Below are 22,922 nucleotides of genomic sequence, written 5' to 3' on the forward strand. Positions count from 1 at the left end.
CGCTCGAAGAGAACAGTCTGCGGTCCGGTGCCTCTACGTCTATCGCGGATGGGCAAACGAGGATTTCCATGCTCGCAGTATGGTCCCTAAAGGTCGCGTCGATCTCGGCCGACGGATATTGGCGGAGATGCCGCGCCTTGCGACCGTTTATGATTTGTACCTTCTCGAACTCGGTCAATTTTCGTTGAGCAAACGAGGCTCGCGGGTTAGCCGAAATTGCCCCACCCCGAGAGCGCGGGCCTCCGATTTGAAAGTCCCGTTTTTGGCGAGCCGGTTTGGGCGCGCAGTTGCGCCAGCCGCTGAAGAGGTGAAGTCTGCCACCGCGGCCGGGGGCCATTGCTACTTGTCGCAGATACCCGACTTCATATCCAACAGCTCGAGTTTGACGAGTTTGCCGGAAAGAGAGAAGTTGCTATAGTTCATCACTAGGTCACGCGCGATCCCATTTTCATGTAACTTTAAGTTGATTATAGTTTGCGGAAGTTCGTCGCCGCGCTCCGTGCTGTCGTCGAAATAGGCAACTTCGATCGGCCAAGCGCGATCCTTTTCCAGTTTGGCGAGAGCTGGCGCCTCAGGGTCATTCTTCTCGGCCTCGGCCTTCTTCCCGATTAGGACGCTCGTGGTCATAGCCTTGTCGGCATCGCCGACGCCGTCGAACAGTCTAGTCTCATAAAGGGTCTCACCGGCATCGGCACGGTTCATAATGTCGAGCATATGCTGCGTCGGAAACTGTGTTGAGCCAATGTCGAAATCCTTGTGCTCCGGCTTCTCCAGCCTGACCATGACGTTCTGGCCCTCGCGTGTCGCCGTGCCGCGCACCTCCTTCTGAAGTGCCTGGTCGACATAGGTCTTGGTCATGAATGAGAAAGTGTTGCCGTCGGCAGCCTCGAAGGTCGTCATTTGCTGGTCGGTCAGCCCACTCGTGGTGACCGAGTCGATGCGCGTCACAATGCGGGTATTGGTTGTATAATCTAGGCAGGCAGAGCCATAGAACTCATAAATCATACGACCCGTTACGTCGGCAATCCCTGATCTGTCGGAAGCCTTGATCAGCGTCATGTCGTAAACGGCACGATGAGGTAGCAGAAAGCGCGCGGCGGCCGTGTCCGAAAGCACAAAGACACAGAGGGCGATGATAGGAAGGACGAGCCGTCTCGGGATACGCATTCGCAACTCCAGTTGGCGCAACCTGCTGTCGCGCAACGAGAGCATCAAGAGTCGTGCCAACCGCGCAGAAAGAACCTCAGAAACTGTGCTACATATTATTCAATGGCGTAACTGAGCGTGTGTGGGCACGCCGACCGAACATCACCGTGTCGCGAAAGCGACAAACCCTCTCAACATGGGCAGCGGCCCTAATAGGTTCCTAGTCGTCAATCCTGAAGCGTGCTCCCACCGCCAACGCATCCGCAATAGTGGCCGAACCACTGCCGCGTGGCGTGGCGCAGTCGGTGCGATCGGTCACCGAAATCGTGAGGGGGAACTCGCGAAACGTAGTGAAGCAGCAATGGCACAAAGTGTCGGACCGTCGGACCGCTTTGTGCGGATGTATCAGGATCTTCATACGGCCGCGAACGCCATGAAGATCGATTCAATCGTCGAAGCGTCCGACCGTCATCCGTGCCGTGCTCGATCGACTCGCAGCGAACTCCGAAGTCATCGACGCAGTGCGCGGCAACCCCTCCTTGTTCGCCTCGAAGGCTGAGAAGCAGGAATGGCAGCCGGCTATTGAAGGGCGCGCCACGCTCAAGGGCCAACATCGAGTGCCACATCCGCCTTCGGTCGATCGTCGCAACACGACCGTCCGGTGCGCGGCAGCAGCTTACTGAAACCACGGTGCCAGCACTCCTAGCTATTGCGTAGCGTAAAGCGCACGCGCATGCTGTCGAGCGCATGGATCGCATTGTTGGGGCGCCAGACAGGTTCGCTAACGAACTCGATTGATCCGACCTTGCTTGCGATCGCAGTCAGGACTGCCTCTGCTTCCGCTCGGGCAACGTTCTGGCCCACACAGCCATGGATCCCCACACCAAATGCGAGATGACCGACAGGTCGTCTGTCGACCTTGTAGTACCTGGCTTCCGGCCACTGATCTTCATCAAGATTGGCCGCGCCGAGAACACAGAGGATCTTGGTATCTTGGGGTATGTCGACACCGCCCACGGTGGTGTCGACACTGGCCGTCCTGCAAAACGAATGGACCGGCGACGTATACCTCAGTGCTTCCTCGAAAGCTGGCCGGGCAAGCTTGGGATCCCTCTTGAGCTTTTCGAACTCGCCCGGATTTGACGCAAGGCACCACACCGCGTTGCCAATGCCGGTCACGGTCGTGTCGACGCCCGCCGACAGCAGCGACCGCACGAGCATTGCAGCTTCGTCCTCGGTCAGTTCGCCGGCATCGGCTGCCGCGTAGATGGTTTCGCCGAAGCCCCCCGGAGCCAACGCTTCGCGTTTGCAGTGCTTCATGATCCAGGGCATGATTTGGGGTCCCCGTTCCAGCGCAGCGCTGCGCAAGGCGTTATCAGGACCCAAAGCGTTGAAGCCGAACGCACCGAAATCAACCAGCGCGCGCGTGTCGATTTCTTGAAGCCCGACGGCCGCAGGAAACACACTTACGGGAAATGCCTCAGCCAGATCCGGAACCACATCGAACTCGCCGCGCTCGACCAGGTCGTCGACCAGCGCGTTTGCCCTCTCGGCGAAAGCATCCTTGAGCACACTCATCGCACGGGGAGACAGGGCGCGTGAAATGACTGTTCGCGTCCTTGTGTGATAGGGCGGTTCCACCTCCAATACGATGGATGGCTTGCGCCAGGACGGAGCGACTTGGAAATCCGTGAGGCCAACTCCTCGGGAGGAAACGAAGCGCTGCCAGTCGGAGAAAACTTCCCTAGTCTCATTGAAGCGACCGCAAGCGAGAATGGCATACCGGGGAATGTGGACGAACGGACCACGCTTTCTCAGTTCGACATAATAGGGTGCCGGGTTACGGAGAATCTCCGCATCGTACGGATCGATGTCCCACACAGGAATATCGGCCGAGATCTTCGTGGCGATATGATCCGCTACCAGTTGCATACCACGGCTCCCGATTGGTCGTGTCAGTGATGCGGAGCTGCGATGCCGACGTGGCGATCGAGCAACTCCTTGTTGGACTTGAGCTCCGACGCGGCGCCCTCGAACACGATGCCCCCCTGTTCGATGATGATCACGCGCTCGGCGAAATCGAGCGCGATGGCTGTATGCTGCTCGACGAGCACAATCGTATGCCCACGCCTCGAAAGCTCCTGAAACACTGCGACCAGCCTCTCACATATGACCGGAGCCAAGCCCTCCAGCGGTTCGTCGAGCAGGATGATGTCCGGCTTTCCCATCAGCGTTCGGGCGACGGCCAGCATTTGCTGTTCGCCGCCGGAAAGTTGGCGACCGCCGTTTCGCCGGCGCTCCTTGAGTCGAGGGAAGAGGTCATAGGCCTCCTCGATGCTGGCGCCGTTGCGCACGCCGGCCTGCAGGTTCTCTTCCACGGTGAGAGAAGGGAAGATGTCCCGCGTCTGCGGAACAAGGCCGAGGCCGAGGCGCGATCGCTTATGGGGAGGGAGCCGGTCAATGGGCTGTCCCTTGAGTCGGATCGTTCCCGAATGCTGCCGCGTCAGACCCATCACCGTGTTGAGCGTCGTGGTCTTTCCGACGCCATTTCGCCCGATGATCGCGAGTCGCTCCCCTTGCACAACCTTCAGAGAGACATTTCTCAGGATATGGGTCTCGCCATAGCCCGCGACGACATTCTCGAGTTCCAAAAGTGTTTCAGCCATGGCCCGCTCCGAGGTACAACTCGCGCACGCGCAAGTCGCGGCTGATCTCTTCCGGCGTGCCCTCAACGAGAACCGCGCCGTTAACGAGGACGATGATCCTGCTTGCAACTTCGAACACCAGTTTCATGTCGTGTTCGATGATCAACACCGAGAGATCGGTCGGCAACCGCTTGATTGCATCGACGATCAGATGACTGTCGGATGACGGAACCCCTGCGGCGGGTTCGTCGAGTATCAGGATCCTGGGCTTTAGCGAAAGAGTCAAAGCAAGTTCGACCAACCTCTGCTGTCCGTAGGCGAGGCTGCGAACGAGGCGGTTGGCCAGAGGGAGAAGACGGAAGTCGGCCAGAAGCTGTTCGACCTCGGCCTCGATGGCCGCATCGCCATCGTAGCGTTCCAGAAAGCGAAACGTCCTGTGCTCTCGCTCGAGGATGGGCAGGCGGATGTTGTCCCGAACGGACAGGTCCTTGAAAAGGTTGGTGTTCTGGAAGGTCTTTGCGATGCCTGCTCTTACGCGGGCAGCCTCGGGAAGCTGGCTGATATCCTTGTCGTCAAGATGAATGGAGCCTGATGAAGGCTGAAGCGCTCCAATGATCAGGTTTGCAAAGGTTGTCTTTCCAGCCCCGTTGGGGCCAATCAGTGCAGCGCGAGCTCCTGTGGGAATGTCGAGCGTGATGTTCCTCGCGACCTGCAGTCCGCCGAAATTCTTCGAGAGGTTTCTGATCCTGAGGCCCGATGTCATCTGCGCGCTCCGATCATGCGCGCCACCCGCCTAGGCAGCGAGATAAGACCATCAGGCAGGAAGAAAACAACTGCCAGAAGCATGAAGCCGATGACGAACAGCCAGTTGAAAGGGTCGATGCTGGCTGCGACATGACGAACCGTCATGAACACAAGCGTCCCGATCAACGCACCGTAGAGGCGACCGGCACCTCCAAGAATCAGCATCACCATGACATCCGCGGATAGCGCGAAATTGAACGCTTCCACGCTGACCAGGCTGGTGATTTGGGCAGAAAGGGCGCCGGCGATACCTGCGATCGTTCCCCCAATCACATAGGCCGTCACCTTGCGCCAATAGACCGGTGTGCCGATTGCACGCATTCGGCTAGGACTGTCCTTGATGCCTCGCAGGGCGAGACCGAAGGGAGATGCAACAAGGATACGCAGGACCACCAGGATGACAAACAGGACACTGAACGCGTACCAGAACGCTGTCTTCCCGATGAAATCAAACTCGAAGACCCCCAGGATCGGCGTCATGGATATTCCGGTCAGTCCGTCAGCGCCGCCGGTGACGTCACGCGCCTTCGAGGCGATCTCCTGCAACACCATTGTGATCGCGATCGAAAGCATCAACAGCGACAACCCATGCGCGCGCATCAACAGCAGGCCGGAAAAGAACGCGATCAGGGCTCCGATCACCGCGCCGACGGCAAGCCCAAGCAGTGGATCGGGTGACGCGTGGATCGCAAAGAGCCCGGCAGCATAAGCCCCACACCCGTACATTGCCGCATGACCCAGCGTCGCGATACCCGCATAACCGAGGATCAGGTCGAAAGAGACCACGAAGACCATCATGATCAGCATCTGGGTCATGAACCCCAGATCGTACGGAAACAGCCAGAAGGCGGCGAAAGCACAGGTGATCAGGATGGCAACGGGCAGGAGCTTGCCGGTGCCACCCAGCGACGTGCGCACGGTGTCGATTGTAGAAATTCGGATCATGATGGTCTGACCAAAAGACCGTTCGGGCGCAGGGCCAGAAGCGCTATGATCGCAAGGAAGAAGAAAATTGTCCCAACATCGGGAAGCAGGTATCTGCCGGCCGTATCGAGGATGCCGAGGCCTAAAGCCGCGATGAACGATCCGACAATGCTCCCCATACCGCCGACTGTCACGACGATGAGAAAGAGGACCATGTATCGGAGAGGATAATATGCCTCGATAGGTAGCAACTCGGCGCCGAGAATTCCGCCGACTGCCGCCAGCCCCGCACCAAGAGCGAAGGCGGCCAGATACACTTTGGGGGTATCGATCCCGAGTGATGCCGCAGTATTCTGGTTGTCGACTGCCGCGCGCAGAAAGATGCCGAACCGGGTGCGTTCCACGAGCAGGTATAACCCCGTCACCATCAGAAGCCCGACGACGATGACGATAATTCTATGTAGCGGGAGCACCTTGAAGCCGAGATTAATCGGAATGCTTACTTCCGGCGGCATCCGGATCGGTAGAAGGGTGGAGCCGAGGAAGAGATTGACGGTGGCGATCATCACGAAGACGATCCCGATCGTTGCAAGAACCTGTTCGAGTTCGCTGAAGCGATAGATGTGACGGTAGACCAGCCGCTCGAGGGGGATCGCGATCACGATCACGGCAATCACAGAGGCGGCGAGGGCCGGGACGAACGGCACCCCATATCGCATGGTCAGCACGTGCGCGCACGCGCCGCCAAGCAGGGCAAAGCCGCCATGGGCGAGATTGACGATCCGCATCAAGCCCATCGTCACTGACAAGCCGACGGAAATCATGAACAGGATCATGCCATAGGCGATGCCGTCGACAACTATGCTGAGGGCGACCGTCATCAGCTAACACCGATCTAGAAACAGAGGTTTTCAGCAATGCGGCATGGTGGGCTCGGACACCCACTATGCCAGGATGTGTCAGCGATCGAACCCGAGGTCCGGAACGCTTTTCACGAGATCGAATTCGCGGTTCACCAAGCGTCCTCCATCGCGCTCCACACGGCGGATATAGACATTCTGGACGACATGGCGCGATGTTGGATCTATGCTCACCGGGCCGCGTGGGCTTTCCCACGACAAGCCCTTCGCGGCTTCGATCGCCTTGTCGCCATCCGTTCCGGCTAGCTCAATCATCTTATAGATCAAATGCGCACCGTCATAAGCGCCCATCGAAGCCATATTGGCCCTAGAGTTTGGAAAAAGCTCGGCGAGCTTGGCCGCAAACGCCCGGTTCAGCTCCGAGGTGTGGACATCCGAATAGTGATAGGCCGTAGTCAGCCCGATTGCCTGTTCGCCGAGAGCGTCAATGGTCGTCTCGTCAGTCTCACCGGTCCCAATAAAGCCAATGCCAGCTTCCTTCAGTCCGTTCTCGCTATAGGCCTTCGTGAAGGCGAACGTGGCGGGTCCGGCAGGGAGGAACGCGAAAACCGTATCAGCCCCGGAATTCTTGATGCGCTGCATGAAAGGAGCGAAATCGTTCGTCTGCAAGGGCATACGGATTTTCTCAACGATCGTCCCGCCCTGCTGTTCGAAGGCGCTGCCAAAGGCGGTCTCGGCGTCGATGCCTGGATTGTAGTCCGAAACGGCGGTGACTACCTTCTTGGCGCCGTTCTTGGCGGCCCACTGTGCAGCCGGCACTGCCACCTGCCATAAGGTAAAGCTGGTGCGCACGAAGTATTTCGACTGCTTGTTGATCGCAGAGGTTGCCGCATTGAATATGATCGCCGGAACCTTGGCCTGATTGATCAGCGGAGCGACGGCGAGCGCGTTCGGGGTAAAATCGAAACCGGCCAGATACTTCACGCCCTCGCGTATGAGCAGTTCCTGAGCGGCGGCTTTGCTCGCATCCGGGTTCGGCCCACCGACGTCCTTGTAAATGAACTCGATCGTATTGCCGTTCACCTCGTTGCCATGCTGCGCGACATAGACTTGAATAGCTTCCTTGAACTGCTTGCCCCAGATGGCGTTCGGGCCCGAGAATGTTGCGATCACACCCACCTTGATGGTTTCCGCGAGCGCCGCGCCTCCAAGCGCGAACGTTGCGATCGCGGTTGCAAGCAGGCCCGCACAAAGTCTCCTCATCGTATTCCCTCCCTTGGATTGCCGGGTCTCACAGTGCTAAGCTCGGCCGGTTTACCTTGTGAAACCTGATGTCTCTCCCTTCAATTTTAGTAAGGATTCTTGACTAAATTGTCAAGCAGCGAAGCCTCGTCGATTGGCCGTCGCCGTAGGTGAAATCCGATTGAAGCGACAAGGCGCGCAAGATTTTCTGCTACCGAGAACCGAGTGCTATGACCGCTGCCGTTTGGATGGCCCGCTGCATATTGCACTTGTATCCTTATTTCGTCATGTAAGCTGACGAAATGCTTCAGCCAGATGCACCGGCTATGCGGCGCCGGTGAAAGATTGTTCGACAGATGCACCGAGTGGTCGGCGGCAGACGAACCCAGCAGCTTTGCGCGAAGGTCAAAAGGGTAGCTGGGTTGAGAGTCCACTCGGATCCCTTCTTGGCAGACTAGCCGGTGAGTAGGGCGACCACCCCGGCTAAGAGGGGATGGTCTACGAGACGGGTCGCGCGAGGTGACGCGAAACCTAGCCAATGGCTGCTCGCTTCAACTTTTGCACGGACTGCGCGTAGGGGGCCGGGGCGACTGTCGCGCGAACCTTGAGCTGCTCATGGCGCTCGACATGCGGCTTGCGAGAGCCTCCGCCTGGTTCGCCCCATGTCAGGACAATCTGGGTGCCCGGCGTCGCGCAAGCCGCATCGAGCATCGCGAGTGACAGCATCTCGCCTTCGTTGGCGCTGTAACCGCAATGACAGGAATGCCCAACCAAGGAGCCGTCCGGCGCCCTGACCTCGTCGAATTGCGGCCAACCATAGTAGGCAACTGGAAAGTCGAGTGCCTTGAACCGCGGCCCGTCACCGAACTGCGACCCGAAGATCTTCGCCACATCCTCCCTGTTCCAGACCAAAGTGACCTTCTTGCGTCGCTTTCCTTCCGGCAGAGCTTCGAGCGCTGCGCGTCCAATGAAATCATGGTCGAACTTGATTATGTGACCGTATCCGAGGTCCCATGGTGTGACGTAGTAGTCTTCAATGTTGTCCGACAGGAAACTGCCGCCGAGCTGCGCGTTGGCTTCCCAGCCATTGCCGGAAAGCCATTCACGGTAATCCCTCAGTTCCGCGCCGGTATATATGCCTGGCAGGGGATAGGGCATCCAACCGAACTCGAAGATGGTGCTGAAGTAGGTCTTGGTACCCCCCTGCTTCAGCCCGTGCTTCTCGCCAGCGGCAACGAGAGCCGAGCGCACCTTGTCCATCTCTTCATAGGGCCCGGACAGCTCCGCGCCGAGGTGTCCAGCCATGCCATGCCGCAGCACGAGGACTTTGCAGCCGCCAATCTTCACTTTCGCCGTGCGGAAGAACGGAATCTCGGGTGCATCGCCCTCCACGGCGTCGTTGAATATCTTGCCTGCGTTCGGACCTTCCAGCTGGAAACGATAGAACCAGCGCTTTCCGGCTGGATTGTATGGGGTCGGGTCGTCACGCTCGATAGTGACGTCGTAGCCGCCCTTTTCGGCATTGAATTGAACCCAATTCAGCAACGGCATGCTGCTGATGAGTTCGAAGGTTTCCTCTTCAAGTCGATACACGACGCAGTCGCCAATCACGTGGCCTCGAGGCGTGCAGCCGACCAGCTGTTTTGCCCTGTCCGTCGAGAAATTCGCGAGGCTGTTGATGCCGATCTTCTCGAGAAGCCGAAGAGCGTCGGGACCTTTCAGAAGCATCTCCGGCATATGATGCGACTGATCGAAGAGGATCGCCGATTCCCGCCATGCACGCTGTTCGTCGCGCCAATTCGTGAACTCAGGAGGGATGTACGCCGCCGTAAGACCCGTCCTGGCCCGATAGTGAGGGGCAAGGGTATCATTGTAGAAATACTCGACGAGATCCCGCTTCTCGTCGATAAGTGTTTGCAGCGACTTCTCGCCGTTTGCCTTTACCATCGTGATTGATCCTGCTCGATGTGAAATATCACCTTGCCAACCCCCTAGTGAGGAGCGAAACCCCCAACCTCACGAGCCAACCCTATTTTGCAAATCGGGAGACAATCGACGAAGCCAAGCTGAAGCGATGCCATGCCGCGAGAAATCAAGCGGCGTCGCCGGACGGCTGCTGAGCGCAGGCCTCCAGTTCGCGACGCGAACTTCTTGATGACGCATCTCTCCTCCCTTGGCGGCCGTCAACCGCCTTCCTATATTGTTCGGATACCTGACGATATATTCGCCGGAGCCGATGTGTCAATCCACTGGCCGCAGAGATTGAAAAAGCCGAAAGCACGGCGTAGCGCGCGGTAGAAGGATGTATAAGCTGACCGAGTGGGAGCAGAGACGATTGGCATGAGACTTAGAAATTCCTGGCGGCGCAACAACATTGGCCGTCGTATGAACGAGGCAGTGAGATTGTTCGAGGCGCAGATCGTGGAGAATCTGCGATCGAATGGGCATGACGAACTCAGCGTCGCCCATATTAATCTTACGCGAAATCTCGATGAGGACGGGACCCGACTCACCGAACTCGCGCGCAGGGCGTCCATGACGAAGCAGTCCATGAGCGAACTGGTCGATCAGGTCGAGCGGACCGGACTGATCGAGAAGAGGCCTGATCCGACGGATGGCCGCGCGAAGCTCGTGTGCTTCACCGACAAGGGGATGGCCTGGCTCGAGGCATTTCATCGCAGCCTGGAGGTTGCCGAGAGTGAAATGCGCGCCGAGCTCGGTCCTGCCATGGTCGACTTGATGGTTGAAGTGCTCGCAAAGTATGTCGAGGCCCGCGAGGGGGATGTCGAGCGAGAATAGTGCCTTGACAAATCGTCTGGTTTCCTTACCAAATGCTATGATCTTCAGGGCATTTTGGGGAGGATCTGTGTGGACGGTGCCGTGGTCGATGTTGCAATTTCGGGTGGCGGGCCGTTTGGCCTGATGCTTGCGAACGAGCTCGGTCGGCGAGGAATCTCGGTCACCCTGTTTGATGAGAAGCCTTCGACGGCATTCAATCCCCAGGCGAACGCGACCCAGGCCCGCACGATGGAGCACTATCGGCGTCTAGGGTTCGCCGAGGAGGTCCGTGCTCTTGGCCTGCCGGACGATTTTCCGACCGACGTCGCTTATTTCACGCGCTACACTGGACACGAGCTTGGACGCTTCCGCCTGCCGTCCGCCCGGGAAGCGCGCGAGAGAGTGTCGTCTCTTTCGGGCTCCTGGAGCGCGGCCGAGTTGCCGCATCGCGTGTCGCAGAAATATGTAGAGCAGGTGTTGCGAAAGCATGCCGAAGCCCAGCCCGGCGTCTCGATCAACTATGGCTGGCGCGTAAGCGAGTTCATCGACTCTCAGGACGGCGTGTCGGTCACGGCGCAGGAAGTCCAGACCACCTCTCGCCGCACCGTCCGGGCCAAGTATCTTGTCGGCGGCGATGGCGCCCGCAGCTTCGTGCGCAGACAACTCGGTATCGCCTACAAGGGCGATGCGGGCGCGGTGCGAGATTTCTTCGGCGGGCGCATGTTCGCGATCTATCTGCGCTGTCCGCAATTCTACGAGGTCGTGCCCTTCGCGCCGGCGTGGATGAACGTGACTTTCAACAACCAGCGCCGCGCCTTCATGGCCGCGGTGGACGGCCGAGGCGAATTCGCGTTTCACACGCAGCTTCGCGAAGGCGAGAAGGAGGAAGACATCACGGACAAGCAGGCGCTGGAAATGTTCCAGGCCGCGGTCGGCCATCCCGTGGAAGCCGAGGTGCTTTCCCGCGGCACCTGGACGGCCGGCTACGCGCTCGTCGCAGAGAGCTATTCGCGGGGACGGGTGTTCCTCGGCGGAGACGCCGTCCATCTGTTCACGCCAGCGGGCGGACTGGGCTACAATACCGCCGTCGACGATGCGGTCAATCTGGGATGGAAACTGGCAGCAGCGATCAAGGGCGTGGGCTCGCCGACTATACTCGACAGCTATGAGATTGAGCGGCGTCCCATCGCGGTTCGCAACACGGGCTTTGCCAAGCAGTTCGCCGATTCGATCGGCCTCTATACGGCGAAGCCCGGCCTAGAAGACAACACGGCGCAAGGTGTGGCTCTCCGAAGAGAAGCCGGCGCTTATCTTTCTGGGCACGGAAAGGCGGAGTTCAACATTCCCGGGATTACCTTCGGCGCCCGGTACGACGCGTCTCCGATCATATTGTCGGAGAAGAGACCGCCGGCCGAGGATCGCCCGGACGTTTACACCCCCACAAGCGCGCCTGGCGGGCGCGCTCCCCACATATGGATCGATGCGTCGACCTCGCTTTATGATCTGTTCGGCTTCGAATGGACGCTGCTGCGCTTGGGAAGGACGCCCCCGGCGGTGGACGCCATTACATCTGCGGCTGCCCAAGCTGGCATGGACCTGAGCGTAGTCGACATTGCCTCGGCCGAGGTGGAAAGCCTGTATGAAGCGCCGTTGGTGCTTATCCGCCCCGACCAGGTCGTTGCGTGGCGCGGGACACGCGATGCGGATGCGCAATGCACGATCGAGACCGTGCTCGGGCGAAGGATGTCCGGCCTTGAGAAAATCGCCAATGAAGGCGCACAGGATACGGTATCGACGAACAGTATGCACGCATAGCTGGCTCGCGCTGCCAGCTCTGGGAACCACCGCCACCATGATCGAAACCTTTGCCCTTACGCTCAATCCGGGACGCGTGGTCTTCGGACGGGGCGCGGTGTCACAGCTTCCCGCCGAGGTCGCGCGCCTGCGCTGCAAGCGGGCGCTCGTTTTGTCGACCCCGTCCCGGAAGGCGGACGCTGAGAGGCTCGCTGGACAATTGGGCGAGGCGGCGGTCGGGGTTTTCGCCGGCGCGACGATGCACACGCCGGTTTCCGTCACCGAGCGAGCCTTGGTGGCGTACGAAGACGAACGCGCGGACTGCGTGGTCTCCTTCGGCGGCGGGTCGACTATCGGGCTCGGCAAAGCGATCGCGTGGCGCAACGATACGTCCCAGATAGTGATCGCGACCACCTATGCCGGCTCGGAGGTCACCCCCATTCTCGGAGAGACGGAGGAAAGCCTTAAGACCACCAGACGCGATCCCCGCATCCTGCCGGAAGCTGTGATCTACGATCCCGACCTGACCCTCGGCCTGCCGGTCGACATGAGCGTTTCAAGCGGGCTGAACGCCATGGCCCACGCGGTAGAGGGCCTTTATGCGCAGGACCGCAATCCGATCTCTACATGGCAGGCCGTCGAAGGCATTCGCGCGTTGAAACAGGCTTTGCCGTGCATCGTGGAGAATCCAGTTGATGGCGAGGCGCGTTCGCTCGCCCTCTATGGTTCCTGGCTCTGCGGCACCGTTCTCGGCACCGTCGGAATGGCGTTGCATCATAAGCTCTGCCACACGCTGGGAGGGAGCTTCGACCTACCGCATGCGGCAACGCACGCGATCTTGCTGCCGCACTCAGTGGCACACAACGCATCCGCCGCAGCCGAGGCGCTGAAGCCGATTGCAAATCTCTTCGGTGGCTCGCTCGGCGGCGGCCTCCACGACTTCGCCGCCTCGCTGGGCGCGCCGCTCGCCCTGCGCGATCTCGGGCTCGCCGAGAGTGACCTTGACTGCGCCGCCGACCTGGCCGTGCGCAACCCCTACTGGAACCCGCGGCCAATTGACCGCGACGCCATCCGCTCATTGCTGCAACGCGCATGGGAAGGAAAGCCCCCGCAATAGGCGGGCGGTATCACGACATCCTGCACAGGCAACGGCTCGACGGAAAGCGCGAAAGCCGCCCAAAAAACCGACAGCAACATGACGAGGGAGAAACGAAATGCAGCGCCTTTTCTCCGAAGACGGTTCGGTCGAAGCCGTCAACGAGCGCATGGTCAGGAGCGTCAACCGTCGGCTCGCCGAGATCATGGCCTGCCTGGTCGGCCATCTCCACGCCTTCGCCAAGGAGACCCAGCTTACCCAAGGCGAGTGGGAGACCGCCATCGACTTCCTGACCAGGACCGGGCAGATGTGTAGCGGCGAGCGCCAGGAGTTCATTCTGCTCAGCGACACGCTGGGCTTCTCCATGCTGGTGGATGCCATCAACAACCGCCGGCCCGCGGGCGCGACGGAGAGCACCGTCTTCGGACCGTTCCACGTCGCCGGCGCGCCCATACGGAAGATGGGAGACACGATCAACCTCGACGGCAAGGGCGAGAGCTGTCTCTACGAGGGCAGGGTGCTCGACCTCGACGGCAATCCCGTCGCGGGGGCGCACGTCGATGTGTGGTCGGACAATGCTGAGGGTTTCTACGACGTCCAACAACCGGGCATCCAGCCCAGATGGAACAATCGCGGCATCTTCGTCACCGGCCAGGACGGTGCATACAGGTTCGTCGGCATCAAGCCGGTTTCCTATCCGATCCCTAACGACGGGCCTGTCGGTCAGATGCTCGGCCAGCTCGGTCGGCATGCATACCGCCCCGCCCACATGCATTTCCTCGTGACCGCGCACAGCTACCAGAGGCTCGTGACCCACACCTTTGTCGGTGACGACCCTTACCTGGACTCCGATACCGTGTTCGGCGTGAAGGAGACGCTCGTAGCGCCTTTTGAACGTGTGGAGGGTGGCCCGACGCTCTGGCGCTCGCAATTCGATTTCGTGCTCGTTGATCGACAGCAGCCGCCGGTCCACCCCTGCGCCAACGCGGCGTCGCGCTAAGCAGGCCTATCATTTCTGGCACAAAGGGAGTCAGCCCATGCCCAACCTCAAGATATTTGTGGAGGAAGCCGTTTGGACAAAGGAAGTCGACGGTCTTGAGGCGTTGCTGCCGGCGCTGCGAGATATCCTCTGCCGTGAGCTTGAGGTCGACGCATCCATTTGTCAGTTCGCAATCATTCCTTTCCGAGGGATGAACGACCAAGCGCAGATCTCAGTCGAAATCCAGCTGTTGCAGAAGGTGGAGCGGACCCGAGATTTGATTCTATCCGTTTGCAATATGCTGCGTGCCGCAATCACCGGCATTTCACAACACAGGGTGGCGATACGTGTCCTGAATCTTGACCCTGTTGCGAGCATTTCCCTGCGTTAGATTTCCGGGTTTTCGCTTATCGGCGTAGTGGAATGTTCAAACGGGGTGTTCCTAAACTATTGATTTTGCGACATTAAAGTCAGTTCCATAATACATGTTATGCGACTACCTGATGTAGCAGGGTGCGTTCTATCTTGAACTGCGACTTTGCAGCGATACCAATGACCTATCGCATGCAAGGAACCGTAGATGAAACGCACCTACTCCCAGATCGATTTGGATGAACGCCGCAAGATCGAGCGCTGGCGCTCGATGATCGATGCGCGAAGCTTCGGATGCCGAACCAGTTTGCGAAAACGGCTGCGGCGTTCCCTGGACCGATTGTTGGCCGCCACACAGAAATAGCCGGTCAGATCCGGCATCTCCCGATCCTCGAACTTGTTGCGCGCGATCTCGCGGAAGATCGTCGAGCGATGGCGCCAGGCTGGCGTCAGTGTTGATGCGATTGCTGAGAAGCTTGGCCGCATCAAGCATGGCTGGTCGCCAGAGCAGATCGCCGGTCGACTGGCTTTTGAACGTAGCAGCGTCCGCGTCTGCCACGAGACGATCTATCGCTTTGCCTATTCGGCCGACGGCCAGGAGCTGAAGCTGTGGCGCTATCTTCCGGAGAGCCGCGCCCGACGCCGGCGGAGGCACGTCAGGCGGCGTCATGGCCGTCGATTCAGCCCGGAACTGAGCATTTTGCATCGTCCGGACATTGTTCGGGACAGAAAGCAGCTCGGACACTGGGAATGCGACCTGATCCAGTTCCGCAAGAAATTCGGCAAGGCGAACGTCACTTCGCTGGTCGAACGGGTGAGCCGCTTCACGGTCTTCCTACGCAACAACGACCGGCAGTCGCGCGCGATCATGGACGGCTTGATTGACGTGCTTGGTCCCCTTCCCTATTCCGCCCGCCGATCAATCACCTTTGACCGCGGCACCGAGTTCACAGACTGGCCCTACCTTCAGGCCGGTCTCGGCGTTCAGACATGGTTCTGCGATCCGCAGGCGCCGTGGCAGAAAGGCACGGTGGAAAACACCAACCGCGGTGCTCGCAAATGGCTTCCGCGAGACACCGATCCACTGTCGATCGAGCATCGAGACCTGCACCAGGTGTGCGCCCATCTCAACTCAACGCCCCGAAAATGCCTCGGCTTCAGAACACCGGCCGAAGTCTTCCGTCAGAAGATACTGTCGGCCAATCGGTGAACGCGCTAACCTACCCTCGCTGCGCAGTCGCACTTCAGCGAGAACTCACACAAATACAATCAGATTCGCCGATACATCAAAACTCGACCTTTCGGGCTCAGCTGCAGCAAGTAGTCGAAGTCGCTGATGTTGCCCGTTAGAACGGAGAATCCCAATTTCTGTGCCTGCAGGAACAGCACGCAGTCCTGAAGCGCCCGCAGCCTGGAATCATCCTTGTAGCCTTGAAGGCGACAAAGCATTCCTGAGAGGAGCGCGGCTCGGCCCAGAACATCAGGATCCGGTGCAAAAACCCGATGGGGTGGTGTGCATCAGCTCCTGGATGGCTACGGTGGAATGATTGACCTGCCTAAGGTCGAGGATGTCGGCTGCTGCTTCAGGCGCTCGGCCCTGCAAACCGTCGATGTAGACGACCCGAAACACCCGGGCACGGCCAAAGCTTTCAAGCAGATCGCGACCACGATCAGGGACATACCTCGTACTGGAGATGGCCGCCTCGCGCCCTAAATCTTCGTAGACATAAACGGCGGGGATCTTGGCGCGCGCCGAGCGAAGGCCGACGATCTGCTTCATGGCGGACCTGATCCCCTGCCCGCTGACGCTGTTAGTAATGACGTTCGCGATCTCGGAGTCCCGCAGGCAGGCGGCGCCTTCGCGGTGACGATAGAGCTATTCAATTTTCTGGCGGGACTTGTCCTTGTCCTCATTCATCGCCTCGGGGCGCGGTCGTTTCCGGATAACCGGGTGCAGGGCATTCGACTTGTTTCTGCTGCCCGGCTGCCCAACAGCAACCTTCAGGATCGGATGCGCCATCATGAAGTCCCTTCGGCCGTCACGCTCGGCGCGGACCAGGCCAAGCATTGTCAAGGACCTTCAGGTGCGCTGACATGGTGTTCTGCAATCAAGGCGCGAGGCGATTTCGCCGGCGGGCATGCCATCGGCACCCGCCTTAATCAGCAGGCGGAAGACTTCGAGCCGGGTATCCTAGCCAAGTGCTGCCAATGCGAGGAGATCTGACTTTTTATCCATTTATCCAAAAATCCGGAATTAAGGGTATTTAACGCCAACATATGACGGCCGCATGATCATAGGCAAGCAATGCGCGACCTCGTTGATGACGGATCCCTATGGCTGGGTAGCGTCGTCTGGTCCGCTTGAAATCGTCGCCGCGTTGCGCGATTGTCGAAGCTGGCCAAGGCAATGAGTACCCAATGAAGCGTACCGGAAAAAAGGCGCTGCCTTTCGTGCCGACCGAAATTCACGTTAGCACTGTCATGGACGAGAGAGGCCCTCTTGGCATCCTGTCGATCCAGACAACTGAAGGCTTGTTGGATATCGCGCTAGACCGGCAGACTGCCGATACCATTGTGGACGCCATCAACACAATACGGTCAAAGCTGGATTCCGACGACAGCGGTATCTAGTTGGCACGCGCTTGGGATACATCTCGATTGACTAAAATACGGAACGTCCAATGGACGATACCGGAACTAAAGCGGTAACGTCAGACCATTGTAAGCGAGACGCAAGACTATAGTCCTGCCGCCTTCTAGGGAAGGACGGAAGTTGATCAGCACGACATAGGGCCGCCCCGGATCAATACCGGACTGCACTCAGCAGAATATGGTGCGATCACGGAAGGCACTCCCGGATCGAGCCGAGCGCAGGTCTGTCCAAATATGTAATGGCCGGCAGACGCTATATTCTGTCAGTCCGTATTCACCTGCGTTTCACTCGGGCGGCGCCTCCTCTTCCAACACGACCTCCGACCCTAAGCGAGGATAGTGATACATGCCCGTCCTTCTGGTATGATGGCACGATCGCCCAGCGGAGAGGTTGGGTGGTCGCATTGGGTCCGCGTCGCCACGAGACGATCGATCGCCTGGCCTATCCGGAGCGGCCGGGAGAGCTGTAGCGCAATCTTCCGGAGAGCCGCGCCCGACCGCCGGCCGAGGCAGTCAGGCGGCTCCATGGTCGTCAATTCAGCCCGGAACTGAGCATTTTGCACCGTCCGACATAGCTCGAGACAGAAGGCAGATCGGACACTGGGAATGCGATCTGATGCAGTTCCCGCGAGAAATTCGGCAAGGCGAACGCGTCACATAGCTGGCCGAACGGGTGAGCCGCTGAATCATCAAGCCGATAGCCCTGCAGCGACAGCCACGTCCCCTCGTCCCTGTATTGTGCCGCCGACGGCGAATGATAAATCGGCGGCTGCGCTCGGCGACCTGCCACGCAACCGGAGACGGACGCCTTAATCTGACGCATCGTCGACGGCGAGATGCTGCTGCCAACTTGAGCGGGTGTCGAGGCTAAGGCAGCGGCTGACCCGGCCTAATTGAGCCCGAGCTTTTTCTTTAGCTCCGCATTCTCCTTGCGAAGACGCTCGGCGAGCAGCTTCTTCAGATGAGCATTCTCTTCCTCAAGCGCGATCAGATCCTTTAGCTCACCGCTGTCCGACGCGGGCGGCGTAGCCTTCTTCTTCCACTGGTAATAGGTCTGTTCCGATATGCTAGCCTGTGCTGTGGCGCTCTTGATGCTCTCGCCACGACTAATCGATTTCTCGATCTGTAAGAGGAGTTGGCCGCGTTCCTTTGCCGAGTAAGTTTTTCGCGCGTTGCGAACTGACGCCGAAATGTCCGTCGCAGCAGGCGCCATCTTAGCGGCTGGCTTTCGAGCCGGGCGTTCTAGCTGTGCCTTGGCTGCTTTCGGCCGCGGAGTTCTCTTTTTCTTTGCGTCAGCGGCTTCTGTATTCGCAGGCGCTTCGGTCGGGGACTGCGCTAGTTCGGCTGCCCTAAGGTCGGCCATAAGATGCTCCGCTCTTGGTTTATATCCATCTTCAACATCAATGGGTGTCACATGAGAGTCAATATGCTGACGGTTTTGCAGTCCTATCTCCTCGTTGGAATCTTTCATTGTCTCGGCGGCAATAGCGGACAGGTCGAGATCGCCCCAGATCGATCGGCTCTGTTTGCCATTGCCCCGTTTTTGTTTGACCTCCACGATAAATGGCCGGATCTGGCGCTTCATTTCCTCTTCCTTGATGATAACCGACGTGTGCGATCAGTCGTCGCTTCGTGTCATGCCGCGAAGAGTCAATGCTCCGTCCCCTCGCGTTTCCCTCGGAGCTTTATCGGACAAAACTAGCAACAAGCAAGCGGCGTCCAACATCGCAAGCGCCGTTCGACGCTAACATGCGTCTGCTAGATTGGGCGCCCGCGCCGACAATGCCAGCGAAGCGGAGATGGCCGATCTCATTCTCGGCATCGACCCGACCCTTGAGCCCGAACGCGCCCGCGAGGCGCTTCGCAGCCATATCGACCGGGCCAACTGGATGGTGACGACTGGCTACAAAGACCTGCTCGCCGGCTGACGCACACGCGGACGGCCACGCGTTTCAGACAGGCAAGTCTCTGTCCCCACGATTCCAGAGCGCACGGCCGCGTAGGAAAGCGCGGCGGGCGCCGGTCACAACGCCTTGGCATGCTGTTTTACCGCCATGTCAAGCGCCTGGCTCAGAGGCATTGCCTTGGAGAACAGGAAGCCCTGAGCGGTTCGGCAGCCAAGCTTGTGCAGGGTTTGCCGATCCGCCTCTGTTTCGACGCCCTCGGCCATGACCTCGATCCCGAGGCTCCTGCCAAGATCGATGACCGTTTTGACAAGCAGCCGGTCCTCCCGGGATCTGGCCAAGCCGCGAATGAAGCCCTGGTCTATCTTCACCTTGCGTATCCGACTGTCCTTGAGCGATGCCAATGTGGAAAAGCCGGTGCCGAAGTCATCGAGCGCGATGGCAATGCCGGCATGGGAAAGACGTCCGAGCTTTTCGTCCACCCTGTCCGGGTCGACCGGGGATTCTTCGGTAATCTCGATTTCGAACATCGTTGCAGGCAGGCCTTTTGCCGCCAGACCATCCAGAACCATGTCGTCGATATCGCCGGCTTCCAGTTCGCGCGGCGAAACATTCATCGCCACGCGAAGATCACGACACTCGGCTTTCACCAAGCCATCGATAAGAACACAACAGTCGGCGAAGACCGTTTGGGTCAGAAGCTCGAGCATTCCGGTGTGGCGCGCGGCTGTCATGATTTCGGGTGGAGAGATGGCACCATGAATCGGATGGGACCACCTTAGCAAGGCTTCAAAACCGATCACGGCCCCGGTGTCGAGTTTCACGATGGGCTGGAACCAGGGTCCCAAGCTTCTCGTCTTTATCGCCGAATGAAGGTCGCGTTCGATGGACTGGCGGCGCTGCAGTTCCCTGTCGAGTTCGGCATCGAACAGGCAAAATTCGTTCCGGCCACGCCGCTTGGCCGTGTAAAGGGCGATATCGGCCCGCAACAACATTTCCGTCAGTCCCGGGCTTTCAGCCAGGTATATCCCTATCGATGCCCCGATCCGGACGGACGCCACCTCCCGATACGAGCGGGCAATCTTGGCTATGATATTGGAGGCGAGATCACTGGCAGAAAGCGAATCCCCCGCCAAGGGAAAAAACAGCACGAATTCATCGCCGCCGATGCGGGCGAGCGTTGAGCCTTCCGGTGCCTCCTCCTCTATCCGGCGGGCGATCATGACGAGCAGTTCATCACCGGTCCTGTGACCGTAGGTATCGTTGACGGATTTGAATCCGTCCAGATCAATCAGCATCGCCACAAAGAGGCCGGCTGTGGCCTCGAACCGGCCGATGGCGTGTTCGAGGCCACGCCTGTTGAGAAGGCCCGTCAGGTGGTCCTGCCTGGAACTGGCCTCCATTTCGGCTGCAAGCCGCTCGGCCTCATGCCTCAGGCGGCTCGCTTCGCGGAAGCGCGTTTGCCCAACAAAGGAGGCTCGCACCAGGCCGCCCAGGAAGAGCAGAACGGCAAAAGCCAGAACGCAGCCTTCGAAGTTGCCTTTTGCCAGCAAGCACCCCGCTGTGATCAGGAGCGGGGGTGTGATGAAGTTGATCGCGGCAGCGGCATATGAACTGCCGTACGTAACAGCGCCAGCTGCAATGCCAGCCAGAATGATCAGATGCAGCGGTGCGTGCGGTGTCGTGTATCCGGCCGTGAGAACGGCAAGAAAGGACCATGCAAACCCTGCCATAAGGGCAAGAACGCCAAACCGGCGGAGCCGCTGCGAGGTCCCTGCAGAATCATCATGGCGTTCCGTTTGCCTTAGCTGATAACGGGCGAGCGCAAGGCGGCCGACATTTATCGCATTGACGACCAGGAACCAGATCGCGGCGCTAGAACCGCCGCCAGAAATAGCCTGCACCGTCAATATAAGGCCTGACAGGACAGTGCTTATCGGCATTGACACGAAGAAGCCGGCCCTCAGGTCAGCAAGCTGATCCTGACGGATTTTGGCGTTCAGCGTGTCTTCGTTGTTCAGGTCCATGGGCGGGTTGTCTTACCTTCCAAGGCTTCTTGGCAGGATAAGCCTATGCACACCCACTGAAGGACGGGTTAACTATTCAGCGGTTCGAGAGCGGCAACGCTATCTGCGATTCACCGCCTAAGCATGGCCGAAATGCCATGGCGGACAAAGGGAAGATATTGGGCAAGGCGAAGCCCCGCATGTCTTGCAAGCCGTGCCGCCGGGTGCTCGCCTGAGTAGAGACCGACAAGTATGTTTGTAGCATGATAGAGCGGTGCCGCCGACAGGCGTAGCCGGCTTTCGTATCTCTGGAGCATGTCGGGATCGGCAATGTCATGGCGGTCGCGACATGTTGTCATGATCTTATGGGCGAGTTGCTTCTGGCCGCTGAGGCCAATGTTGAAGCCATGCGCGGTCACCGGGTGCATGCCAATGGCGGCGTCGCCGATGAGCGCGGCGCTCGGAGCCCAGAACCTGTGCGCCCACGTCGTGACCAGCGGATAGGCATGGCGGGTGCTTGCCAAGGTCATTTTTCCGAGGCGCCCGCGACACCGCTTCGTCAATTCCACCAGAAACGAATCGTCGTCGAAAGCAAGCAGTCTGTCAGCCTCGCTTGAGCGCAAAGTGACAAGCAGCGAGGACACACCTTCCATGAGTGGCAACATCGCTATCGTTTGATGGTGATCGAACCATTCGACTGCGATCTGGTGATGGGCGCGCTCGTGCCTCACCCGACAAATCAGCATCGAGCTGCCAACCCGATTGATGTCGGCGCCGATGCCGAGCAGACCGCGCGTGGCGGACAAACGCGAATCGGCTGCAACGAGAAGCCGAGCGGTCAATTGCCTGCCGTCAGAGAGCGTTATGACTGCTCCTGTCTCGCTGTTTTTGACACCAACGACCGAGTGGCCGCACAGTAACTGGACATCATCTTGCAAGCGGATGATCTTGAACAAGGCATCGCGGATCCGACAATTTGGAACCAAGAACCCGAGTGGTTCCCGAGATCCGCCGGGAGAATCGAAGCACAGCGCAAAAGGGCTCGATCCGTTGAGCACGCGCGCGCCTTGAAGTGGTGATTTGTCGGAAGCGGGGATGGCATCCCAGACGCCGAGCTCGCGAAGAATTCTGACCGATGCGTGGGTCAGCGCGATCTCGCGACCGTCAAAAGCCGGATTTGCCAGCCTTTCGAGCGGCTGCTGTTCAATGACTGCCACCTTGAGCCGGCTCTGTGCAAGCGATGCGGCGAACGAAAGTCCGACCGGCCCGGCTCCGATGACGACGATGTCAAACCGCTCGGGGGACCCTGCCATCAGCGTGCCGCCATCGCGTCGGATATCTGCGTGGGATGCTGCTGGAGTTGAGCCGCTAGCCGTGGATCGACGGACCTGCGTTCCAGTGCCAGCCGCATACCCTCAGGCCACTGGGCAGAAAAATGCGCATAGATCGGCAACGAACGATGGAGCCAGGAACGCGGCTGATGGGCGCCCAGCCAAGGCAGATAGCCAGCCGGCAAGCGAGATTCTCACGTCGGCGGTTGGCTGATAGTGACGACCAAACTGTCCGTTAGACATGTGTTCTCCCTTGAAAGGCTGGTCGACGAAACCATGCCGATGATGAGATAACCTTGATCTGGATCAGCCAGACACGACAAAGCCGGCAACGGCGGGTTCACAGTCGGCTGGTCGTTGGCCGCGGTCTGGTCAGCTCGTATTGGAAT

General features: G+C 59.2%; 19 protein-coding genes and 3 pseudogenes. 9 read left to right on the forward strand and 13 right to left on the reverse strand.

Annotation, left to right across the window (positions count from 1 at the left end):
- Window positions 1-339: 339 nt before the first annotated feature.
- The 8 genes from ABID19_RS28885 to ABID19_RS28920 all read right to left on the reverse strand — a co-directional run bounded on the left by ABID19_RS28885 (window position 340) and on the right by ABID19_RS28920 (window position 9,568).
- Window positions 340-1,167, reverse strand: a complete 828-nt coding sequence (locus tag ABID19_RS28885; protein WP_263804965.1) for a cell envelope integrity EipB family protein — start codon at window positions 1,165-1,167, stop codon at window positions 340-342.
- A gap of 681 nt (window positions 1,168-1,848) precedes the next feature.
- Window positions 1,849-3,078, reverse strand: coding sequence for a cytochrome P450 (locus tag ABID19_RS28890; RefSeq protein ID WP_263804964.1), 1,230 nt, complete (start codon window positions 3,076-3,078; stop codon window positions 1,849-1,851).
- 23 nt (window positions 3,079-3,101) lie between these two features.
- Window positions 3,102-3,812, reverse strand: coding sequence for an ABC transporter ATP-binding protein (locus tag ABID19_RS28895; RefSeq protein ID WP_263804963.1), 711 nt, complete (start codon window positions 3,810-3,812; stop codon window positions 3,102-3,104).
- Window positions 3,805-4,554, reverse strand: coding sequence for an ABC transporter ATP-binding protein (locus tag ABID19_RS28900; protein ID WP_263804962.1), 750 nt, complete (start codon window positions 4,552-4,554; stop codon window positions 3,805-3,807). Before ABID19_RS28900 ends, ABID19_RS28895 begins: the two co-directional genes overlap by 8 nt.
- Entirely contained in the window at window positions 4,551-5,540 is a 990-nt protein-coding gene (locus ABID19_RS28905; protein WP_263804961.1) for a branched-chain amino acid ABC transporter permease, read from the reverse strand. Before ABID19_RS28905 ends, ABID19_RS28900 begins: the two co-directional genes overlap by 4 nt.
- Window positions 5,537-6,400, reverse strand: coding sequence for a branched-chain amino acid ABC transporter permease (locus ABID19_RS28910; protein WP_263804960.1), 864 nt, complete (start codon window positions 6,398-6,400; stop codon window positions 5,537-5,539). The genes ABID19_RS28905 and ABID19_RS28910 overlap by 4 nt, the downstream gene beginning before the upstream one ends.
- 78 nt (window positions 6,401-6,478) lie before the next feature.
- Window positions 6,479-7,642 (reverse strand): ABC transporter substrate-binding protein, encoded by a 1,164-nt coding sequence (locus ABID19_RS28915; protein ID WP_263804959.1) that lies wholly within the window; start codon window positions 7,640-7,642, stop codon window positions 6,479-6,481.
- A gap of 510 nt (window positions 7,643-8,152) precedes the next feature.
- Window positions 8,153-9,568, reverse strand: coding sequence for an aminomethyl transferase family protein (locus ABID19_RS28920; RefSeq protein WP_263804958.1), 1,416 nt, complete (start codon window positions 9,566-9,568; stop codon window positions 8,153-8,155).
- A gap of 438 nt (window positions 9,569-10,006) precedes the next feature.
- On the opposite strand from ABID19_RS28920, the gene ABID19_RS28925 reads away from it, so the two are divergent.
- The 6 genes and pseudogenes from ABID19_RS28925 (at window position 10,007) to ABID19_RS28950 (ending at window position 15,850) form a co-directional block, all read left to right on the forward strand.
- Window positions 10,007-10,420 (forward strand): MarR family winged helix-turn-helix transcriptional regulator, encoded by a 414-nt coding sequence (locus ABID19_RS28925; RefSeq protein WP_006204619.1) that lies wholly within the window; start codon window positions 10,007-10,009, stop codon window positions 10,418-10,420.
- A gap of 69 nt (window positions 10,421-10,489) precedes the next feature.
- Window positions 10,490-12,214: an FAD-dependent oxidoreductase gene (locus ABID19_RS28930; protein WP_263804957.1), complete on the forward strand. Its 1,725-nt coding sequence runs from the start codon at window positions 10,490-10,492 to the stop codon at window positions 12,212-12,214.
- Between the two features lie 37 nt (window positions 12,215-12,251).
- Window positions 12,252-13,310, forward strand: coding sequence for a maleylacetate reductase (locus tag ABID19_RS28935; RefSeq protein ID WP_263804956.1), 1,059 nt, complete (start codon window positions 12,252-12,254; stop codon window positions 13,308-13,310).
- Between the two features lie 97 nt (window positions 13,311-13,407).
- A complete protein-coding gene (locus ABID19_RS28940; protein ID WP_263804955.1) occupies window positions 13,408-14,289 on the forward strand; it encodes a dioxygenase family protein in 882 nt (293 codons plus the stop codon).
- Between the two features lie 37 nt (window positions 14,290-14,326).
- Entirely contained in the window at window positions 14,327-14,659 is a 333-nt protein-coding gene (locus ABID19_RS28945) for a hypothetical protein (protein WP_006204615.1), read from the forward strand.
- A 189-nt stretch (window positions 14,660-14,848) separates the two neighbouring features.
- Window positions 14,849-15,850: pseudogene (locus ABID19_RS28950) on the forward strand (IS30 family transposase).
- Window positions 15,851-16,120: 270 nt separating this feature from the next.
- Here ABID19_RS28950 and ABID19_RS34375 read toward each other — a convergent pair.
- Together ABID19_RS34375 and ABID19_RS28960 are read right to left on the reverse strand one after the other, a co-directional pair.
- Window positions 16,121-16,420, reverse strand: a complete 300-nt coding sequence (locus ABID19_RS34375; RefSeq protein ID WP_412177245.1) for a hypothetical protein — start codon at window positions 16,418-16,420, stop codon at window positions 16,121-16,123.
- Window positions 16,421-16,672: 252 nt separating this feature from the next.
- Window positions 16,673-16,876: pseudogene (locus ABID19_RS28960) on the reverse strand (ArsR/SmtB family transcription factor); the annotation flags it as partial.
- Between the two features lie 182 nt (window positions 16,877-17,058).
- On the opposite strand from ABID19_RS28960, the gene ABID19_RS28965 reads away from it, so the two are divergent.
- Both ABID19_RS28965 and ABID19_RS34380 read left to right on the forward strand, forming a co-directional pair.
- Window positions 17,059-17,271, forward strand: a complete 213-nt coding sequence (locus tag ABID19_RS28965; RefSeq protein WP_006204612.1) for a hypothetical protein — start codon at window positions 17,059-17,061, stop codon at window positions 17,269-17,271.
- 491 nt (window positions 17,272-17,762) lie between these two features.
- Window positions 17,763-17,974, forward strand: a pseudogene (locus tag ABID19_RS34380) (IS30 family transposase); the annotation flags it as partial.
- A gap of 207 nt (window positions 17,975-18,181) precedes the next feature.
- On the opposite strand, the gene ABID19_RS28970 reads toward ABID19_RS34380, so the two are convergent.
- Entirely contained in the window at window positions 18,182-18,877 is a 696-nt protein-coding gene (locus tag ABID19_RS28970; protein WP_318528268.1) for a transposase, read from the reverse strand.
- A 214-nt stretch (window positions 18,878-19,091) separates the two neighbouring features.
- Here ABID19_RS28970 and ABID19_RS28975 point away from each other — a divergent pair, with 214 nt between their 5' ends.
- Complete coding sequence (locus ABID19_RS28975; RefSeq protein WP_263792225.1) at window positions 19,092-19,220, forward strand: hypothetical protein; 129 nt, start codon at window positions 19,092-19,094, stop codon at window positions 19,218-19,220.
- Window positions 19,221-19,315: 95 nt separating this feature from the next.
- Here the strand turns inward: ABID19_RS28975 and ABID19_RS28980 are convergent, their stop codons facing one another.
- Together ABID19_RS28980 and ubiM are read right to left on the reverse strand one after the other, a co-directional pair.
- Window positions 19,316-21,223 carry a putative bifunctional diguanylate cyclase/phosphodiesterase gene (locus ABID19_RS28980; protein WP_263804954.1) on the reverse strand — a complete coding sequence of 636 codons (1,908 nt, stop codon included), beginning with the start codon at window positions 21,221-21,223 and terminating at the stop codon, window positions 19,316-19,318.
- A gap of 110 nt (window positions 21,224-21,333) precedes the next feature.
- On the reverse strand, window positions 21,334-22,515 hold the full coding sequence (ubiM, locus tag ABID19_RS28985) for a 5-demethoxyubiquinol-8 5-hydroxylase UbiM (protein WP_006204607.1): 1,182 nt from the start codon (window positions 22,513-22,515) through the stop codon (window positions 21,334-21,336).
- Window positions 22,516-22,922: the final 407 nt, after the last annotated feature.

It is taken from the genome of Mesorhizobium robiniae, from assembly GCF_040545535.1.
In the GTDB taxonomy this organism is placed as follows: Bacteria; Pseudomonadota; Alphaproteobacteria; order Rhizobiales; family Rhizobiaceae; genus Mesorhizobium; species Mesorhizobium robiniae.

What these genes read in the sequence shown, in the direction of transcription:
- ABID19_RS28900 (WP_263804962.1), bottom strand. Translation starts at nt 4,554, where the DNA reads ATGACATCGGGCCTCAGGATCAGAAACCTCTCGAAGAATTTCGGCGGA.
- ABID19_RS28965 (WP_006204612.1), top strand. Translation starts at nt 17,059, where the DNA reads ATGAAGCGTACCGGAAAAAAGGCGCTGCCTTTCGTGCCGACCGAAATT.
- ABID19_RS28975 (WP_263792225.1), top strand. Translation starts at nt 19,092, where the DNA reads ATGGCCGATCTCATTCTCGGCATCGACCCGACCCTTGAGCCCGAACGC.
- ABID19_RS28980 (WP_263804954.1), bottom strand. Translation starts at nt 21,223, where the DNA reads ATGGACCTGAACAACGAAGACACGCTGAACGCCAAAATCCGTCAGGAT.
- ABID19_RS28920 (WP_263804958.1), bottom strand. Translation starts at nt 9,568, where the DNA reads ATGGTAAAGGCAAACGGCGAGAAGTCGCTGCAAACACTTATCGACGAG.
- ABID19_RS28935 (WP_263804956.1), top strand. Translation starts at nt 12,252, where the DNA reads ATGATCGAAACCTTTGCCCTTACGCTCAATCCGGGACGCGTGGTCTTC.
- ABID19_RS28890 (WP_263804964.1), bottom strand. Translation starts at nt 3,078, where the DNA reads ATGCAACTGGTAGCGGATCATATCGCCACGAAGATCTCGGCCGATATT.
- ABID19_RS28925 (WP_006204619.1), top strand. Translation starts at nt 10,007, where the DNA reads ATGAACGAGGCAGTGAGATTGTTCGAGGCGCAGATCGTGGAGAATCTG.
- ABID19_RS28940 (WP_263804955.1), top strand. Translation starts at nt 13,408, where the DNA reads ATGCAGCGCCTTTTCTCCGAAGACGGTTCGGTCGAAGCCGTCAACGAG.
- ABID19_RS34375 (WP_412177245.1), bottom strand. Translation starts at nt 16,420, where the DNA reads ATGAAGCAGATCGTCGGCCTTCGCTCGGCGCGCGCCAAGATCCCCGCC.
- ABID19_RS28895 (WP_263804963.1), bottom strand. Translation starts at nt 3,812, where the DNA reads ATGGCTGAAACACTTTTGGAACTCGAGAATGTCGTCGCGGGCTATGGC.
- ABID19_RS28915 (WP_263804959.1), bottom strand. Translation starts at nt 7,642, where the DNA reads ATGAGGAGACTTTGTGCGGGCCTGCTTGCAACCGCGATCGCAACGTTC.
- ABID19_RS28905 (WP_263804961.1), bottom strand. Translation starts at nt 5,540, where the DNA reads ATGATCCGAATTTCTACAATCGACACCGTGCGCACGTCGCTGGGTGGC.
- ABID19_RS28910 (WP_263804960.1), bottom strand. Translation starts at nt 6,400, where the DNA reads ATGACGGTCGCCCTCAGCATAGTTGTCGACGGCATCGCCTATGGCATG.
- ABID19_RS28945 (WP_006204615.1), top strand. Translation starts at nt 14,327, where the DNA reads ATGCCCAACCTCAAGATATTTGTGGAGGAAGCCGTTTGGACAAAGGAA.
- ABID19_RS28970 (WP_318528268.1), bottom strand. Translation starts at nt 18,877, where the DNA reads ATGAAGCGCCAGATCCGGCCATTTATCGTGGAGGTCAAACAAAAACGG.
- ABID19_RS28885 (WP_263804965.1), bottom strand. Translation starts at nt 1,167, where the DNA reads ATGCGTATCCCGAGACGGCTCGTCCTTCCTATCATCGCCCTCTGTGTC.
- ubiM (WP_006204607.1), bottom strand. Translation starts at nt 22,515, where the DNA reads ATGGCAGGGTCCCCCGAGCGGTTTGACATCGTCGTCATCGGAGCCGGG.